General features: G+C 67.1%; 19 protein-coding genes. 11 read left to right on the plus strand and 8 right to left on the minus strand.

Going from position 1 to position 17,424, the window contains the following annotated elements; all coding sequences use genetic code 11:
- Positions 1-173 precede the first annotated feature (173 nt).
- From DU484_RS17355 to DU484_RS17370, 4 genes are all read left to right on the plus strand, one after another.
- A complete protein-coding gene (locus DU484_RS17355; protein WP_222844867.1) occupies positions 174-1,070 on the plus strand; it encodes a hypothetical protein in 897 nt (298 codons plus the stop codon).
- A gap of 3 nt (positions 1,071-1,073) precedes the next feature.
- Positions 1,074-2,798, plus strand: a complete 1,725-nt coding sequence (locus DU484_RS17360) for a pyrroloquinoline quinone-dependent dehydrogenase (protein ID WP_114606563.1) — start codon at positions 1,074-1,076, stop codon at positions 2,796-2,798.
- 125 nt (positions 2,799-2,923) lie between these two features.
- Positions 2,924-3,586 (plus strand): PGF-CTERM sorting domain-containing protein, encoded by a 663-nt coding sequence (locus DU484_RS17365; protein ID WP_114606564.1) that lies wholly within the window; start codon positions 2,924-2,926, stop codon positions 3,584-3,586.
- A gap of 49 nt (positions 3,587-3,635) precedes the next feature.
- Complete coding sequence (locus DU484_RS17370; RefSeq protein ID WP_114606565.1) at positions 3,636-4,403, plus strand: hypothetical protein; 768 nt, start codon at positions 3,636-3,638, stop codon at positions 4,401-4,403.
- Between the two features lie 94 nt (positions 4,404-4,497).
- On the opposite strand, the gene fdhF is transcribed toward DU484_RS17370, so the two are convergent.
- Positions 4,498-6,630 (minus strand): formate dehydrogenase subunit alpha, encoded by a 2,133-nt coding sequence (gene fdhF / locus DU484_RS17375; RefSeq protein ID WP_114606566.1) that lies wholly within the window; start codon positions 6,628-6,630, stop codon positions 4,498-4,500.
- Positions 6,631-6,772: 142 nt separating this feature from the next.
- On the opposite strand from fdhF, the gene DU484_RS17380 reads away from it, so the two are divergent.
- Positions 6,773-7,384, plus strand: coding sequence for a hypothetical protein (locus DU484_RS17380; protein ID WP_245957266.1), 612 nt, complete (start codon positions 6,773-6,775; stop codon positions 7,382-7,384).
- A 54-nt stretch (positions 7,385-7,438) separates the two neighbouring features.
- On the opposite strand, the gene DU484_RS17385 is transcribed toward DU484_RS17380, so the two are convergent.
- The 4 genes from DU484_RS17385 to DU484_RS17400 form a co-directional block, all read right to left on the minus strand.
- On the minus strand, positions 7,439-8,419 hold the full coding sequence (locus DU484_RS17385; RefSeq protein WP_114584170.1) for an ABC transporter substrate-binding protein: 981 nt from the start codon (positions 8,417-8,419) through the stop codon (positions 7,439-7,441).
- The gene (locus tag DU484_RS17390; RefSeq protein WP_114606567.1) at positions 8,416-9,408 is read right to left on the minus strand and encodes an ABC transporter substrate-binding protein; all 993 of its coding nucleotides are present in this window, start codon (positions 9,406-9,408) and stop codon (positions 8,416-8,418) included. Before DU484_RS17390 ends, DU484_RS17385 begins: the two co-directional genes overlap by 4 nt.
- 149 nt (positions 9,409-9,557) lie before the next feature.
- Positions 9,558-10,550, minus strand: a complete 993-nt coding sequence (locus DU484_RS17395; protein WP_114584172.1) for an ABC transporter substrate-binding protein — start codon at positions 10,548-10,550, stop codon at positions 9,558-9,560.
- Positions 10,551-11,447: an ABC transporter substrate-binding protein gene (locus DU484_RS17400; RefSeq protein WP_114584173.1), complete on the minus strand. Its 897-nt coding sequence runs from the start codon at positions 11,445-11,447 to the stop codon at positions 10,551-10,553.
- Positions 11,448-11,535: 88 nt separating this feature from the next.
- On the opposite strand from DU484_RS17400, the gene DU484_RS17405 reads away from it, so the two are divergent.
- The gene (locus tag DU484_RS17405) at positions 11,536-11,877 is read left to right on the plus strand and encodes a cupin domain-containing protein (protein ID WP_114587116.1); all 342 of its coding nucleotides are present in this window, start codon (positions 11,536-11,538) and stop codon (positions 11,875-11,877) included.
- 35 nt (positions 11,878-11,912) lie between these two features.
- Here DU484_RS17405 and DU484_RS17410 read toward each other — a convergent pair whose 3' ends face one another.
- Positions 11,913-12,110, minus strand: coding sequence for an aldehyde ferredoxin oxidoreductase C-terminal domain-containing protein (locus tag DU484_RS17410; protein WP_114584174.1), 198 nt, complete (start codon positions 12,108-12,110; stop codon positions 11,913-11,915).
- 88 nt (positions 12,111-12,198) lie between these two features.
- Here DU484_RS17410 and DU484_RS17415 point away from each other — a divergent pair, with 88 nt between their 5' ends.
- Entirely contained in the window at positions 12,199-13,401 is a 1,203-nt protein-coding gene (locus DU484_RS17415; protein ID WP_114606568.1) for an MFS transporter, read from the plus strand.
- Between the two features lie 40 nt (positions 13,402-13,441).
- Positions 13,442-13,876, plus strand: a complete 435-nt coding sequence (locus DU484_RS17420) for a VOC family protein (RefSeq protein ID WP_114584176.1) — start codon at positions 13,442-13,444, stop codon at positions 13,874-13,876.
- Between the two features lie 16 nt (positions 13,877-13,892).
- On the opposite strand, the gene DU484_RS17425 is transcribed toward DU484_RS17420, so the two are convergent.
- The gene (locus DU484_RS17425) at positions 13,893-14,795 is read right to left on the minus strand and encodes an NAD(P)-dependent oxidoreductase (protein ID WP_114584177.1); all 903 of its coding nucleotides are present in this window, start codon (positions 14,793-14,795) and stop codon (positions 13,893-13,895) included.
- 101 nt (positions 14,796-14,896) lie between these two features.
- Here DU484_RS17425 and DU484_RS17430 point away from each other — a divergent pair, with 101 nt between their 5' ends.
- Entirely contained in the window at positions 14,897-15,424 is a 528-nt protein-coding gene (locus tag DU484_RS17430; protein ID WP_114584178.1) for a CinA family protein, read from the plus strand.
- On the opposite strand, the gene DU484_RS17435 is transcribed toward DU484_RS17430, so the two are convergent.
- Positions 15,421-16,611 carry a redox-regulated ATPase YchF gene (locus DU484_RS17435; RefSeq protein ID WP_114584179.1) on the minus strand — a complete coding sequence of 397 codons (1,191 nt, stop codon included), beginning with the start codon at positions 16,609-16,611 and terminating at the stop codon, positions 15,421-15,423. The two genes, DU484_RS17430 and DU484_RS17435, sit on opposite strands and share 4 nt — an antisense overlap.
- A gap of 108 nt (positions 16,612-16,719) precedes the next feature.
- Here DU484_RS17435 and DU484_RS17440 point away from each other — a divergent pair, with 108 nt between their 5' ends.
- Together DU484_RS17440 and DU484_RS17445 are read left to right on the plus strand one after the other, a co-directional pair.
- Complete coding sequence (locus tag DU484_RS17440; RefSeq protein WP_114584180.1) at positions 16,720-17,019, plus strand: hypothetical protein; 300 nt, start codon at positions 16,720-16,722, stop codon at positions 17,017-17,019.
- Complete coding sequence (locus DU484_RS17445; RefSeq protein ID WP_114584181.1) at positions 17,019-17,402, plus strand: hypothetical protein; 384 nt, start codon at positions 17,019-17,021, stop codon at positions 17,400-17,402. The genes DU484_RS17440 and DU484_RS17445 overlap by 1 nt, the downstream gene beginning before the upstream one ends.
- Positions 17,403-17,424: the final 22 nt, after the last annotated feature.

Raw genomic sequence — 17,424 nt, forward strand, 5'->3', positions numbered from 1 at the left:
CAACGGCGGTTAGACGCCCCCATCCTCGCGCCTACGGCGGTCTTCTGATAAATCCTTATATAATCTTCTTTAATTTACCCCTTCAATTGTGAAATATATCACAAAGTTAAATATAGACAATTCCTACGCTATTGTTGGAGTGGTATGGCATGTCGCAATATGTAAACGACGGAATGCCCGAGATCGGCCAAGAGGATCGTCGACAGTTCCTCAAGGTCGTCGGGCTCACCGGCGCAGTGGCAGCAGGCAGCGAGTTCACCCTGAGCGATCTCAGGGGCGAAGTAGAAGGGGAGACGGCGGGGGAACTCGCCGCGATGGGCGAATCGATCCGCTCGGACCTCGTCGGCACGCTCGACGCGGGTCTGCTCGGTAGCGAGCTCGCCTCCCTCGAAGGCCAGATCGAACGCCTCCCCGAACTGCGGGCGATGGGCGTTCCGGCCGAGAACAGCACGGAGTATCAGGCGCTCGCCGAACCCGGCTGGGCGATCCACGAGCATCTCGTCGAAGTCGGCTTCTTCGAGAGCGTCGAGGAACACCTGCCGGAGTTCACGCCCGAGCATATCGGGGCGACGGCACGCGAGTTCATCAACACGGCGGCGCTCGCGTCCGCGCTCGCCGAACTCGGGTACAGCGAGGAAGAGCTGACGTCGACGGTCGTCAACGTCGTCAACAACAAGGAACGCCTGGCCATGTGGGTGCCGACGAAGAACATCCCGGCCGGCGTCGAAGGGTTCGATCCCGCAAACATCGCCCCGCTCCACCAGCGAGCGTCGGCCGGTGTGCTGCTGTGGACGGACTACCTCGACACGTACCTCTGGCAGAACGAGGTACTCCTCACGGACACCATCCTCGACAACAACTACGGCGACCTCAAGCAGATGTACGCCGGCCTGCACCTGCTCGCGAACGCGGCCGAAGACCTCGCGGGTTCGCAGGAACTCAGCGACGCGCAGCTCACGGCTGCGCTGTCCGCCGGCGCGGCGATGATGATCGTCGGACAGGAAGACCTGACGAACGACGTGATGCGCATCACGGACGAAATGCGCGCCCCACGCACGGGAGGTGCGTAACGCATGGCTAGCATTCACCAACACGACGCGGCGGTAGAGGCGGCACAGAAGATCGAGATGGTGGAGGTCGAGGACGGCTATACGCTGACCAACCTCCCCGACGAATCGGTCACTCAGCAGTTCGACATCGACCAGATTCCGGAGATGGACGTCACCCAGGAGATGCGGGAGGCCTCCGCGAAGGAGGACCCGACCTCTTGGCTGATGTACGGTGGCGGCTATCAGCAGCAGCGGCACACCTCCGCCGACGTCATCACGAAGGACAACGTCGAGGACCTCGAACTCGAGTATCTGGTGCAGAGCGGCGTCGCCTCCAGCATGGAAGGCGTCCCGATCGTCGTGCCCGGCGACCCGCCGGTCATGTACCAGACGAACGGGCCGAACCACGCGAAGGCGATCAACGCCCGCACCGGTGAGACCCTCTGGAGCTACACGTACGCGAACCCGCAGGGACTGCTTCTCTGCTGTGACGCGAACAACCGTGGCTTCGCCGTTCACGGCGACAAGGTCTACATGACCACGCTCGACTCTGGTGTCGTGGCGCTCAACCGCTACACCGGCGAAGAGGAGTGGTACACCTCGACCGGCGACCACGAGATCGGTTACTCCGCGACGTGGGCGCCCATCGTCCACGAGGGCAAGGTCATCACCGGCTCCGCCGGTGGCGAGTACGGCGTCAGCGGCTTCGTCGCCGCCCTCAACCCCGAGGACGGCTCCGAGATCTGGCGCACGAACACCACGCCCGCCGAGGAGTGGGCAGGAGACTCCCACGAACACGGTGCCGGTACCGTGTGGATGACGCCGACGCTCGACCCCGAGAGCGGCATGATCCACGCCCCGGTCGGCAACCCCGGTCCGGACTTCGACGGTACGGTCCGTCCGGGTCCGAACCGCTACACCATCGGGACGCTGACTCTCAGCGCCGACGACGGCTCCATCCAGTGGCACTACGGCGAGTCGCCCCACGACGTCTGGGACTACGACTCCTCCGCGACCAAGATCCGTGTCAACGACATGGACATGGGCGACGAGACGCGGGACGTCGTGATCAGCCCCGGCAAGACCGCCTGGGCGTACACGATGGACGCCAACAACGGCCGTCTGCTCGAGCGCTCCCAAGAGACGACCCAGCACATCAACATGTGGAAGATGGTCCCGCACGTCGACGAGGACCGTCGGGTCGCCTTCGTCCCCGGTGCGCACGGTGGCAACGACTGGCAGCCCCCGTCCTACAACCCCGAGACGGGCCTGGTCTACTTCAACCAGAACAACTCGCCGCACGAGATCTTCTGGGAAGAAGCGACCTACGAGGCCGGCCAGACCTACTGGGGCGGCGGCCTGAACGACTGGCCGGACGTCACCGAGCCGCAGGGCTGGAACGGCAACCTCAGCGCCATCGTCGCCGTCGATCCGGTCTCCGGTGAGCGCGTCTGGCGTGACTGGATCTCCTCGGACACCACCAGCGACTACCTCTGGGGCGGTTCGATCACGACCGCGAGCGGGATCACCTTCACCGGCCTCCAGACCGGCAACATCGTCGCCTACGACGGCGAGACCGGTGACCGGCTCTGGCAGTTCCAGCTCGGTGCACCGATCTGCTCGTCGCTCTCCAGCTGGTACGACCCCGGCGAGGGCAAGCAGTACGTCGCGGTCCAGGTCGGCGGCTCCGGCTGGCTCCACGGCGGTCGCCGTGGCTCCACCGTCGCCGTCTTCGGCCTGAGCGAGTAATCGCACCGCGTCCAACCGACTTCTTCATTTTTCGCGACCCGATAGCGACGCGTTGGCTATTGTGAGTGTCGTTCTCAGTCGTGGTATCCCCTAATTTTATTTAATGCGGGATACAGGGAACGGATATGGCGACGCGAAGAAAATTCCTGATCGGAACGGCAGCGGCGACGACTGGACTGGCAGTCGCCGCGGGCTCGGCGACGGCACAGGCGCAAACGTTCGAACTCGAACTGACAGAAGACGGGTTCGTCGGGCGCTCACCCTCCGGCATCTCTGGGACGACCAACCCGACACTGGAGATGGAAGCCGGAAACGAGTACACGATCAACGCCACCTTCAGCTACTTCCCCGAGATGGAAGGCCTGCCGGCACGGCACAACCTCGCTCTGCGGACGGAGAGTGGGTCACCCTACCGGAGCGACTACGTCTTCCCGGACGACGACGACCCCGAGAGCCCGGCGACCGAACAGAGCGTCTCGACGACCGTCGAGGCGACGGCCGACATGACGGCGTACCTCTGTGAGGAGCACATGGGCGAGGGCGGCGACATCTCCGTCAGTGGCGGCGACATGGGCGGCGACGGTGGCGCGACGGCGACGCCGGAACCGACGACCGAGAGCGACATGGACAGCGACGAACCCACGGACGACGGCGGCGACGGCGGCGACGGCGGCGACGGCGGCGGCGAAACCAACGGCGGCGGCCCCGGCTTCGGCGTCGGCGCGGCCGTGACCGCCCTCGGTGCCGCGACGTACGGCGCCCTGCGCAAGCGCGACAGCGACGAGTAACGCCCCCGGCTCACAGCTTTTTTCGAGATGTACTCCCAACGGAGTAGCGATGCGTAACGCACTCACCGCCGTCGGAGACCGACTCCGGCGTCCGGAGTATACGGGCGAGAACCGCTGTCTCCCGTGTACCGTCGTGAACGTCTGTCTCACGCTCGTGCTCGCCGCCGTCGCCACCGTCGCGCTCACGCCGCTGGGCGGCGTGGTCGTCCTCGTCGGTGGTCTGGGCGCCGTCTACTTCCGTGGCTATCTCGTGCCCGGCACGCCGACGCTCACGGTACGCTACTTTCCGCCGTGGCTGCTCGAACTGTTCGGGAAGGACGTCGAACTCCGCGAGACACTCCAGCCGATCGAGGGAGTCGCCGTCCGGGCGACCCCCGAGGGGGGCCGCCTCGTCGACTCCTTCGCGGCGGCGTGGGACGACCGGATCGAATCGATGCGGGCCACGGGCGCGAGCGAGGCGGACGTGGCGACGCTGCTCGGCGTCGACGAGGTATCGAACGTCGGCGAAGCGGCCTACGTCGTCGACAGCGGCCTCAGGCAGTGGCTCTCGCCGTCGGCGCTCCTAGCGGACGCCGCGGCGGCCGCGGTGCTTGCGGACCGGGGCGACGACGCGTGGACGTCGCTCGACCCGGACGAACGGGTCGCGACGCTGCGTGACCTACGGAAACACCTCGACTACTGTCCGCTCTGTGGCGGGGCACTCGACGCCGAAGAGACGGAAACCGTCGAGACCTGTTGTACCGAATCCGAGCGGGTGTTGATGGCGACGTGTCTCGATTGTGACGTTCGCCTGATCGAGGACCTGAACGACCGGTAACGCCCGCCGTCGTCATACGGTTTAGTGTAAGTCATTACCAGTGTTCGCCGGGACGGTCCGGCGAACCACCGGTAACCAGTTACACTAATCCGTATCAGTCGTCGGCGGGGGCGTCCGCGTCGCCTGCGTCCGCCTCGACCGAGACCTCGATTTCGGCGGCAGCGGCCTTGTACTCCGGAATCTTCGCGCGTTCGTCGAGTACGTCGTTGGTGAGACGGTTGCCCGCGGACTCGGCGAAGTGCGGCGTCGTCCACACCGTCCCCTCTTTGATATCGTCGGTGACGCGCGCCTCGACCTCGATTTCGCCACGGCGGGATTTGAGCGTCACGTAATCGCCGTCCTCGATGCCGTACGCCTCGGCGTCGTTCGGGTGGACGTCGACGAAGTTCTCCGGTTCGACGCGGGTGAGCGTCGCGGACCGGCGGCTCATCGTCCCCGTGTTGTAGTGTTCGATGATCCGACCCGTCGTGAGGATGAGCGGGTACTCCTCGTCGGGTGTCTCCTTGGGCGGCTGGTGGCGGACGCCTTCGATCTGTCCGCGCCCGCTCTCGGTGGTGAAGCCGTCCTCGTAGAGGAAGGGGTCACCCTCGTCGCCGGGTTCGTAGCAGGGCCAGTGGACGCCCTCCTCGCCGAGGACGTCGTAGGTCATGCCGTGGAAGATGGGCGCGACCTGTCGGAGTTCCTCGAACACTTCCTCGGGACCCTCGAAGTCGAAGGAGCCGTCACCGAACAGGCGGTTGCCCACGTCACAGAGGATTTCGAGGTCGTCTTTCGTGTTCGGGTGGACCTTGTCGACGCCGCGCATCCGCTGGGTGCGGCGGTCGGTGTTGACGACGGTACCGTCGCGTTCCGCCCACGAGGTGGCGGGGAGGATCACGTCGGCGTACTCCGCCGTCTCGGTCTGGTAGATGTCCTGCACCACCATGAAGTCGAGTTCCTCGAGTCGCTTCTCGACCTGATTGGTGTCGGGTTCGCTCATCACGGGGTTCTCGCCCATGATGTAGAGACCGTGGATCGTCTCGCCGATTTCGTGGGACATCTCGACGTTCGTCAGGCCGGGTTCGGACGGAATCTCGAAGTCCCAGACCTCCTCGACGTCCGCGCGGACTTCGGGGTCGGAGACGTCGCGGTAGCCGGGGAGGACGTTCGGCATCGCGCCCACGTCGGAGGCGCCCTGTACGTTGTTCTGGCCGCGAAGCGGGTTGACGCCCGTGCCGGGGCGGCCGAGGTTGCCCGTGATCAGCGCGAGGTTGATCTCGTTTTGGACGTTGTCCACGCCGCAGGTGTGCTGGGACATCCCCATGCCGGTGAAGATGGCGGCGTTGTTCGCCTTGGCGTACTTCTCGGCGGCGAGTTCGATGTCCTCGAGCGGGACGCCGGCCTCCTCGGCGGCGGCTTCCTTGTCGAAGTCCTCGAGGGTCTCCTCGAGGTGGTCGAATCCTTCGGTGCGCTCCGCGACGAACTCCTCGTCGACCCAGTCGTTCTCCAGCACCGTCTTGATCACGACGTTCAGGAGTGGGATGTCGGTCCCCGGCTCCAGCTGGAGATGCATGTGGCGGTCGGTCTCGGTGATTTCGAACGACTGCGTCGTCTTGTTGGCGTGGGGATCGACCTGGATGACGGTCGCTCCCTCCAAGACGGCCTGGCGGAAGTACTGGCTGTTGGCGATGGGGTGCTGTTCCCCGGGGTTGGCGCCCTGAATCCAGAAGACGTCGGCCGCCTCCTCCAGGTCCTCCATGCTGTTGGTCATCGCACCCTCGCCGAGGCTGTTTTTGAGCGCGTACACCGTCGAGGAGTGACACATCCGCGTGCAGGTGTCGACGCTGTTGGTGCCGTAGCGTCGCGCGAGCTTCTGGATGAGGTAGTTCTCCTCGTTCATGGCCTTCGAACAGCCGTAAAAGCCCATGCCCTGGGCACTGTGCTCTTCACGGATGCGCTCCATGTTCTCGACGATCAGGTCGTACGCCTCGTCCCACGACGCCTCACGGAGTTCGCCGTCGTCGTCGCGGATCAGCGGGTCGGTCAACCGGTCCTCGTGGTTGACCGACTGCGTGGCCGCGCCACCCTTGATGCAGATGCTCCCCTCGTTGACCGGCGCGTCGCCCCACGGACGAAAGTTGACTTCCCCGTCGTCGTCCTGCGTGATCTGGATGCCGCACCCGACCCCGCAGTACGGACAGATCGTTTTCGTCGGCCCGTCAGATTCACCGCTGGATTCGGATGACATTATATGTAAAAATCAGGACGGTGAACCATCAATGTTGTCATCCGGTAGCGTGCGAAACACCGGCATCCGGGCCTTAAAGTGCCGATTGGGGCAAATACGGCGCCGGGGAAACGTTCACAGTTCGGCGGGCGAATGGGTTGCTATGACCGGTTACAGCGGGCGGCCTGACGGCGGAAACGAAACCACAATCGACCTCACCCGCGACCGGATCGACGAACTCGCGGCCGAGTACGAGGCGCGCGAACCCTTCGACCTGGTCGAGCGCGAACACGTCGAGACGGTGCCGGGCGCGTTCGCCTCGGGCGAGTTCGGACGCCGCGACGCCGAGTGGCCGGTCCAGTGGTACTACCGCCGCCGGTCCCTCCCCGACGCCAACCGGCGCGCGGCCGAGGAGCGCTTCCTCGACAACGACTACGAGGCGATGGTCGACGCCATCCAGGGCGCCGCGGCCGCCGACTCGCTCGACGAGAAACTCGACTCGCTGACCGCGTTGGTCGGCGTCGACGTCCCCGTCGCCTCGGCGATACTGACGTTTACCCACCCGGACGCGTACGTCGCAATCGGGGAGCGCGAGTGGGACGCCCTGCGGGCGGCGGGCGAACTGGACGGTGCGTACCCCGACGCACTCGCCCCCGACGACTACGGGCGATATCTCGACGCGGTGCGACGGGTCGCCGACCGCACCGACCACGACGTCTGGACCGTCTACCGGGCGCTGTGGCGGCTGGACGCCGACGACTATAGTAGCGATTGAAACTGTTTGCACGGCCGGTCGGACGCCGAACTGCGATCGGCCGTGCACTGACTTTCAATCGCTACTATAGCGCCCGATCCGCTCGGCGTAGTTCGCGATGGTCGGATCGCTGTCGTCGACGTACTCGTTCGTCCACGCCTCGGCGGGGTCGACCGGGGATTCGAGGAGGTCCGTCTCGGCGAGCATCTCGCCCAAGTTCTCCCAGCGCCGTTCGTCGAAGTGCCCCCATCCCGCCTCGCGGACGAACTCCGTGAACTGGAGGTCCTCCGCTGAGGCGAGGAACTTCATGTGTTCGACCTCGCGGTTGTGTTCGAGCTGGGCGTTGCGGGCGATGAGCGCGTCGACGGCGCGGTCCGGGTCGTTCGTCGCCAGCTCCCAGCCGCGAGCCGTCGCCCGCAGGAACGAGCGGACCGTCTCGGGGTTCTCGGCGGCGAACTCGGGGTTGGTGACGACCGTCATCCCGTAGACGTCCAGATAGTTGCCGATCAGGAGTTCGTCGGCGACGCGGTCGTACTCGCGTTCGAGCTCCTTTCCGTTCGTGACGACGCCGACCGCGGCGTCGATGTCGCCGTCGAGCAACTGGTGTTCGACGCGATGGTGGGTGTGTTTCTGCACGTCGTCGACCTCGACGTCGTCACGGATGCCGCGGTCCTCCAGGAGCTGCAGGGTGAGGATGCGGGTCTTGGTCGCCGAGGGGCCGACCCGCCGGCCGCGAAGCTGTTCGGGCTCGGTGAACGGTTCGCCGAAGGTGTCCCGGAGCGTGTAGATGGTCGCCGGTGTCTTCTGACTGACCGCGGCGACGGCGAGGGGTTCGAGCCCCTGACTCCGGACCGAGAGCACCGCGCTCCCGCCCGAGAGGCCGAGGTCGCTCCGCCCCTTGGCGGTCTGTTCGGCGGCGAAGGGGGAGCCGTGGCCCTCGACGAACTCCACGTCGAGGCCCTCGTCGGCGTAGAATCCCTCTTCGCGCGCGAGGAAGTACGGCGCCTGGAAGCCGTTCGGTTCCCAGTTCAACTGGAAGGTGACGGTTTCGGTCATGGGTCTACCTCGAAGGTGCCGTCGGGTATCTCCTCGACGCCGAGGGCCTCGGCGCCGGCCACGGACTTCAGGTGATCGAACAGCCGGTACATGCCGTCGACCTGCTCGTCGTCCCAGTCGCGGACGACCATCTCCCGCCAGCCGTCACGGACCGCGCGCATCACGTCCGGATCGTCGTAGCTCATGAGTTTCTCGCTGATCTCCTCCCAGATCTCGTCGTCCTCGACGAGTTTGTCCACCGCGTCGCGGTAGGCGTCGGCGAACGCCCGCACCGTCTCGCGTTGCTCGTCGAGATACTCCCCGCTCGTGAGGAACGCGGCGAGGGGGAGTTTGTCGTCCGTCTCGGAGAGCCGCTGGACCAACTCCGAGACGGGCATGACGTTCTCGAACGGCCCCGTCTCCGTGATCTCGGGGATGATCTGCCAGAACTGGAAGCCGGCGTCGACCTCCCCCTCCTCGATCATGCGGGTGAGTTCGACCTTCGAGCCGGCCTCGACGGGCGTCGCCGTCTCGTCGGGGTCGAAGTCGTGGAACTCACGGCAGGCCGCCCGCGTCAGAATCCAGTTCTTGTCGAGGCGGCGGACGACCCCGATGCGCTTGCCCGAGAGGTCCTCCAACCCCTCGATGTCGGAGTCCTCGGGGGCGACGAGGCCGCCGACGGTCCGCCCGTACGGGTGGAAGGCGACGATGTCGGCCCCCTCGGCACGTTCGCGGGCGATGGAGATGTAGTCGATGTCGATGAGGTCGGCGTGACCCTCCTGCAGCTGAGCCTCCACCGTCTCGATACCGTCTTCGAGGGCGTCGGAGACGAGCTGGACGTCGAGGTGGAAGCCGTGGTCGTGGTCGAAGCCGAAGCGCTTGATCGTGTAGAGCAGGTAGCGCGGACTCCCGTTGTGCTCGAAGCGGGCGCGCATGGTCGGCAGGTCGCCCGGGTCGTCGTGGTACTCGTCGAGGGCCGCCTGCTGGGCGTCGACGTGGTCCCGACTCATCGGTCCCCGCGGGCGGGTGTGGTCGTCCGTCTGGTCGACTCGGTGGCGCCGCGAGCGGTGGCAGGCGCCGCGATACTCTCGTCGGTCGGCATACCCGCAGGGTACGACTGGACCGTGATAAAATTTCCTTGGAAACGTTCAATAGCGAATCACGGATTCGGCTGGAGGGTGCCCTCGGGAATCCCGTCGACGCCGAGCGCGTCCGCGCCGGCGACGGATTTCAGGTGGTCGAACAGCCGGTACATCCCGTCTACGCTCCCCGCGTCCCAATCGCGGACGACCATGTCGCGCCAGCCGTCCCGGATCGAACGCGTCACGTCCGGGTCGTCGGTTCGCATCAGGCGGTCGCCGACCTCGATCCAGAGGTCGTCGTCCGCGAGGAGACGGTCGACGCCGTCCCGGGCGGCCGCGGCGAAGCCCCGAACCGCCTCGGGGTGGTCGTCGAGATACGACTCCCCGGTGAGAAAGACCGCGATGGGGAGCTTGCGGTCGGTTCCGGCGAGTCGCTGGACCAGATCGGCGACCGGGAACACTTCGACATAGGGGCCGGTGCGCGTGAGTTCGGGCACGAGCGGCCAGAACTGGAAGCCGGCGTCGACCTCGCCGTCACGGATCAGCCGCGTGAGGTCGTCCCGGGAGTCGGCCTCGACGAGCGTCACCGTCTCCGCGGGGTCGAAGTCGTGGTACTCGCGGCAGGCCGCCCGCGTCAGGATCCAGTTCTTGTCCAGCCGCCGGGTCACCCCGATCCGGTGACCCGACAGGTCGGCGAGCCCCCCGATGTCGGTATCGTCCGGTGCGACGAGGCCGCCCACGGTCCGCCCGTACGGGTGGACCGCGACGACGTTCGCGCCCGCAGCGCGCTCCCGGGCGACGGAGAGGTAGTCGGTGTCGACGAGGTCGGTGTCGCCCGCGTCCAGCCGGTGGCGGATGGTCTCCATGCCGCTCTCCAGTTCGTCGGTGACGAGATCGACGTCGAGGTGGAAGCCGTGATGGTGGTCGAAGCCGAACCGCTTGATCGCGTAGAGAAGATACCGGGGGCTGCCGTTGTGTTCGAACCGCGCGCGCATCACCGGTCGGTCGCCGGGGTCACCGCGGTGCGCGTTGAACGCCGCTTGCTGGGCGTCGACGTGATCCCGATTCATTCACCGCAGCGGCGAGACGATGGCGTCGATATCGGCGTCGTCGTCGATCAACTGCCGCCGTTTCATCCAGTCGAGGTGGTAGTCGAGGTCCTCGCGGTCCGCGAGCTCGGGCACCTCGTACTCGGGCACCTTGATGGCCTCGCGGACGGCGTCGACGTCGACCGACTCGAAGAGGTCCGGCGCGACTTCCTCGTCCTTCCAGAGCATATCGAGGTACTGGTCACGATAGGCGTTGGGGTCGGCGTTGATTTCTTCGACCGCGCGGCGGTACGCGCGCATGAACGCGTCGAGCGTCTCGCCCTCCAGCGCTTCGGCGCCGACGACGCCCATGTGGTTCTCGAACTCCAGCACCTTCTCGAAGCCGAGGTGTTCGGCGAGGGTGATGTGCGGGTCCAGAAGCGTGACGGCCTCGACCTCGCCGTCGCGGAGCGCGCGCAGGCGGTCGGTCGGCATCCCGTGCCCCTCGATGACGACCTCGTCCTCATTCATGTGCTCTTCGAGCGCCCGAATGGCCGTGTACTCCTGTCCCGTGCGTCGGTTGACGCCGACGGGAACGTTCGCCAGATCGGAGGGCTCCTCGATCCCCGAATCGGGGCGGACGAACACCGCGTACGGCTGGTCCGCGAAGGTCCCCTTGGCGACGATGCGTCCGTCGTCGAACTCCCACGTCCGCTTCAGGCTCTCCCACTTGCAGATGGGGTAGAGGTCGACGTCGTTGTCGCCGGTCAGCGTCTCCTCGGCCGGGATGTACTTGTTCGTCACGCAGGTGCGGTCCCGCTCGATCAAGTCGACGTCCAACCCCTCGTCGGCGAAGTAGCCACGCTCCGCGGCGACGCGCTGGGGGAGCATGAACGAGAACGGCAGGTGGAACACTCTGATCGTCTCGGTTGCTGACATACGAACTGGGTACGACTATATACACATAAAAGTTCCTTAGGAACCTTTATTACTAACACGCAGTATCGGAGACGTGGGGACAGATCGAATGAGGCGGATCAACGACGAGCGAGCGGACGACGTGGAGGTCGCAGACGGCGTCTATCTCGCCGACCTCACGGCCGGCGAGCGGGCGTCGATGAAACACTGGCGGGTCGAACCGGGAGCCACGCTCCCCGTCCACCGGCACGACAACGAGCAGATCGGTTACATGATTCGGGGGACTCTCACGGCGATCACCGAAGACGAGGAGGTCACGCTCCGTCCGGGCGACTCGTACGTGTTCGCGTCCGGCGAACTCCACGGTGCCGAAAATCGCGGAGACGAACCCGCGGTCGGCATCGGCGTCCTCTCGCCGCCACGTTCCGATCCGGACTGGAAGCAGTCGTAGCCGTCGAGCCCGCACCACCGTGCCGAATCGGCCCGTTACCCGCGACCGACGAGCCGGGCGCACCGCGCGGCCGGCACCGTTCCGTCACCGTTCCATCCTCGGTACTCGTAGTAGGCGTCGAGCGCCGCTTCGAGCCCGTCGAGCGCGTACGGGAGGGCGTCGTCGTCGCGCTCGATCCGCCACGCACGCTCGTCGAGGTCGATCGAGAGCAGGGGTCCGTGAACGCGTCGCATCGTCCGACGAAGCGGGACGGATGCATATAGCTCCGGGGGTCGGTGAACGGTACGCACATACGTTCGGGGGAGGTAGTCGTGGAAGCCCATGGACGCGAACGACCGCGGCGTGGTGAAGTTCACGGCGCTTGCGCACGCGCTCTTTCACACCTACGAGCTGTCCATACCCCTCCTCATCGGGGTCTGGATGGCCGAATTCGACGCGTCGGCGGCGCTCGTCGGAACGGTCGTCGGCGCGGGCTACGCACTCGTCGGACTCGGCGCCCCCGTCAGCGGCGTCCTCTCGGATCGACTCGGCTCCCGACAACTCATCTCCCTGTCCATGGTCGGGATGGGGTCCGGGTTCGCGCTCGTGAGCCTCGCCGACGGCGTCGTCGTCCTCGGCGCCGCGATGCTGGTGTGGGGGGCGTTCGCCAGCCTCTATCACCCCGCGGGCCTCTCGCTGATCAGTCGCTCGGCCGAGGAGCGAGGCACCGTCTTCGCGTACCACGGCGCCGGCGGCAACGTCGGCACCGCGGCCGGGCCGCTCGTGACTGCGCTCCTCCTGCTGTCGGTCGACTGGCAAGTCGCGGTCGGACTGCTCGCCGTCCCCGCGTTCGTCGCGGCGCTCCTCGGCTCGCGCGTCGAGTTCGACGCCGTCGGCGGCGACGGGGCGTCGGCGTCGACATCGCTCGGCGCGGAGCTACGGCAAACGGCCGCCGAGTCGCGGGCGCTGTTCGGCGCCGCTTTCACCGTCGCGTTCGTCGCCGTCCTCCTGTACGGCACGTACTACCGGGGCTTGCTCACCTTCCTCCCCGACGTGTTGGCCGAGTCGCCGTCGCTCGTCCCCGTCGACCTGTTCGGCCGCGAAATCGACCCCGCACAGTACGTCTACACCGGACTGTTGACCGTCGGCATCGGCGGCCAGTACGCCGGCGGACGGCTCACCGACCGCGTCCCGAGTACGACCGCGTTCGTCGCCGCCTTCGCGACGCTGGCCGTCCTCGCGGTGGCGTTCCCGGTGGCACGAACCGTGGGCGTCGTCCCGCTGGTCGCCGTCTGTCTCGCGCTCGGGGTCGTCGTCTACGGCACCGCACCGATCTATCAGGTGGTCATCGCGGAACACGCCGCGGCCGACGCCCACGGCCGTTCGTACGGCTTCACCTACCTCGCGATGTTCGGCGTCGGGGCGGCCGGCGCGTCCGTCGCCGGGGTCGTGCTCACACACGCCACCAGCGGCGTCCTGTTCGGGGTGCTCGGCGCCGTCGCCACCGTCGGCTGTGGCTTCGTGCTCTGGCTCCGACGGCTGTAGCCGGGGAAACCTATATCGGGCGCCACTCGCCAGTAGCCCCATGGACGCCGTCGATCACATCAACGTCGACGTGGACGACCTCGACGCCGCGTACGAGTTCTACCGGGACGTACTCGACCTCGACCTGTTGCGACCGCCGGAGGACTTCCAGGGCGCCCACGTCATGTTCGAGACGGGTGCTGGAACCGTCGTCACGCTCATGGAGACGGGGCGGGCCGAGAAGTGGGACCAGAAGGGGCTGGCCCACCCGCTCGATAAGGCTCACGTCGCGTTCGAAACTGACCGCGACACCTACGAGTCGCTGATGGACCGCCTCGACGGCCAGTTCCCGAAACAGGGACCCTACGACTGGGGCGAGTTCGAGGGATTCTACTTCCTCGACCCTTCGGGAAATCTCCTCGAGATCATCACCTACGACCCCGCGCCCGCGGACCGGGAGCGGCGGCTGCTGGACCACGACGACGTGGAAGAATAGAGTCGCGACGACGAGTTCAGTCGTCCTCGACCCGCGCTTCGACACCCGCCATGTCCTCGATGACCTGCATCACGCCGGAGTTGTCGTCCTTGCCCCGCCCCGTCGCGACCATCGACTTGTACATCTCGTGGACGAGTTCGGTCTGAGGCATCGGCGCCTCGTACGCCTCGCCGGCGTCGGTGGCGATGCGCAGGTCCTTGTACTGGTAGTCGGCGAAGAAGCCGGGGTCGAAGTCGCCCTGGATCATGCTGGGCGCGCGGTTGTCGAGCGTCCAACAGCCGGCGGCACCGCCGCTGATGGCGTCGACGACCGCCTCCAGATCGGCGTCGGCCTTGTAGGCGAAGACGAGCGCCTCGCTGACGGCCTCCATCGTCCCCGCGACGACGATCTGGTTACAGGCCTTGGTGACCTGCCCCGCGCCGTTGTCGCCACAGTGGGTGATGGTCTCGCCCATCGCGTCGAGGATGGGACGACACTCCGCCAGTACGTCCTCGTCGCCGCCGACCATGATCGAGAGCGTGGCCTCGATGGCCCCTTCCTCGCCGCCGCTGATCGGGGCGTCGAGCATGTGCGCGCCGCGCTCGCGGACCTCCTCGGCGAGTTCCTCGGTGACGATGGGGGAGATGGTCGAGTTGTCGATGACTACGTCGCCCTCGCTCAGCCCGGCGAGGACGCCGTCCTCCTTGCGCATCACTTCCGCGACCACGTCGTGGTCCGGCAGACACATGATCGTCACGTCGGCGCGTTCGGCCGCCTCCTTCGGCGTCTCGGCCGCCTCGCCGCCCGCGGCGACGTGTTCGTCGACCGGTTCCTGCGAGCGGTTGTGGCCGATCACGGTGTAGCCCGCGTCGAGCAGGTTCTTCGCCATCGGTCCACCCATGATCCCGAGTCCGACGAATGCGATCGTCTTCTCTGCCATATCCAGTTCACACCGCTCGCCCGACATAAAGGGGCCGGAACCGGGAATCCGCGTCGACTGCGGGGTGCCGTTTGATGGGCGTGGCCGTCGAATGAGTACCCATGTCCGACACCCACGCCGATCCATCCGCCCCGACCGACGACGCCGTCGAACGCCGCCTCGGTCGTCGCCTTCGTGACCGCGGCGAAACCCTCGCCGTCGCCGAGTCGCTTACCGGCGGCCTCGTCGGGTCGCTCCTGACCGACGTCCCCGGTTCCAGCGGCTACGTCGACCGGAGCGTCGTCGCCTACTCGAACGACGCCAAACTCGACGCGCTCGGCGTCACCCGGGAGTCGCTCGACGCTCACGGCGCCGTCTCCGCCCCCGTCGCCCGCGAGATGGCACGGAGCGTCCGCGACGACGCGGGAACGACGTGGGGCGTCTCCACCACCGGCATCGCCGGACCGGCCGGCGGCACCGAGGAGAAACCCGTCGGCCTCGTCTTCGTCGGCGTCGCCTACGCCGCGCCGTGGGGCACCGGCGACTCCTTCGCCCGCGCCGAGCGTCGCGTCCTCGACGGCGACCGCTGGACGGTCAAAGCCGAAAGCGCGCGCTGGGCGCTCCGGGCCGTCGAGGACGCCCTCGATTAGGTCGTCGTCACGAGTTCGATCACGTCGCGGTCGTCGAGGACGTGGCCCCCGCCGATCTGGCGCGAGGACCGGCAGTCGATGCCGTGGAGTAGCCCGTCGCCCAGGTCGGTGTGGATGTGGTTCGCGAAGTCCGCCGCCGTCGACCCCTCGGGCAGGAGAAAGCAGTCGCGGAACGACCCCTTCTCGCTCGTCGATCCGTCGTCGCTCCCCGGGAACACCGCGATGAGGTCAAGCGCGTCGAACAGCGCCGCCTCCAGCGACGACTGCACGCCCGTCCCGCCGTGGTCGTCGAGGAGCGACCGGATCTGCTCCAGCCCCGCTTCCTGCTCCTCGCTCACGTCGCCGACGAGTTCGAAGTCGTCGTCGCCGGGCGTGTAGTCGACCCGATCCGCCTCGTCGGCGGCTTTCAGTGCCTTCTCCGCGTGCGCGCTCGTCGGGACCATGGGCAGGTGGTCGTAGGTGGGGTCGGCGGCGATGTCCGCGAAGTTCTCCGCGGCCGCCGGGTCGTCGATCTTGTTCGCCGCGATCACCATCGGCTTCGTGCGCTTGCGGATCTCTCGAGCCAGCGACTCCCGGTCCGCCTCGTCCCACGTCGACGGGTCGAGGTCCAGCCCCTCCGCGAGGATGATCTGCTTGATCTCGTCCTCGTTCGTCCGGAACGCGCTCATCTGCTCGGCGAGGTCCGCCTCGATGCTCGCGTCCGCGCCGTGGTACTTCGACTCGAAGCGCTCGATCCCCTTCTCCAGAATCCCCAGATACCACATGTCGAGTTCGTCCTCGAGGAAGTCGATGTCGTCGCGGGGGTCGTGGCCCTCCGTCGGCTCCCCCTCGCTGTCCGTCTTGCCCGAGAAGTCGACGACGTGGACCAGCACGTCCGCCTCGTTCAGGTCGCTCAGGAACTGATTGCCGAGGCCGTTCCCCTCGTGGGCGCCGGGGATCAGCCCGGCCACGTCGACGAGCTGGACGGGGACGAACCGCGTCCCGTCGTCACAGTAGCCCACGCTCGGGGTACACGTCTCGTCGAACTCCGGGGCCGCGCACGCGACGCGGACGTACGCCTCCCCGACGCTCGGGTCGATGGTGGTGAACGGGTAAGCGCCCTCCGGGACGTCGTTCATCGTCGCGGCGTTGAAAAACGTCGACTTGCCCACCGAGGGCTTGCCGACGAGTCCGATGGCGTAGCTCATACGCTCCATCCGCCGCCGGCGGTCAAAAACGCCGCCATCGCGTCGCCGTCCGGCAGTCACTCACACCCACACCGACCGGCTTATGCCGCCGGCGGACCGATCGATCCCATGGCCGACGCCACCGACGACGCGCCGCCCGCCGACACCTTCGGCGTGAGCATCGGCGTCGACGAGGGCGCCTTTCGCTTTCTGGTCCACGTCCCCTCGCACCTCGACGCCGCGTGGGACGACCGCGACGCCTTCCAGCGACTGGCCGAAGAGGCCGTCTGGACACACCTCGACCGCGACGAGACGCTCCGGGCCGTCGATCGCGTGGCCGACACCGGCGAACGCGTCGAACTCGGGACCGTGACGCTCCGCCCCGACGGCACCGTCGTCGAACACACCCTCTCCCGACCGACCGCGTGATGCTCGACGACGTTCGCGAGGCCGCCATCGACCGCGCACTCGTCGGTGACGACCCAGAGCCAGCGCTGGCGCTCGCGGGCGTCGTCGACGGGGCGATTCGGAACCCCGGGGACGACCGACCGCCGGCCGATCCGCCCGACGATCCACACGCCGCCGTCGCCGTCGCGATGCTCACCGTCGCCGCAGCGGACCGTCGGTCACTCGACGACCGAGCGTGGCGTCCCGGAGCCGACCCCGATCCGCGCGTCGTCGCGGGAGCGGCCGTCGCCGTCCGGATGCGAAACCTCGCCGTCGACCGGGCGGCCGCCCTGGCGGACTGCACGCCGGCGACGCTCGAAGCCGTCGTCGACCGACAGCGCCGACGCGAAAAGGAGTGCCGGTAACAGGGGGTATCGTAACCGTCCA

The organism is Haloplanus rubicundus (assembly GCF_003342675.1).
Lineage (GTDB): Archaea > Halobacteriota > Halobacteria > Halobacteriales > Haloferacaceae > Haloplanus > Haloplanus rubicundus.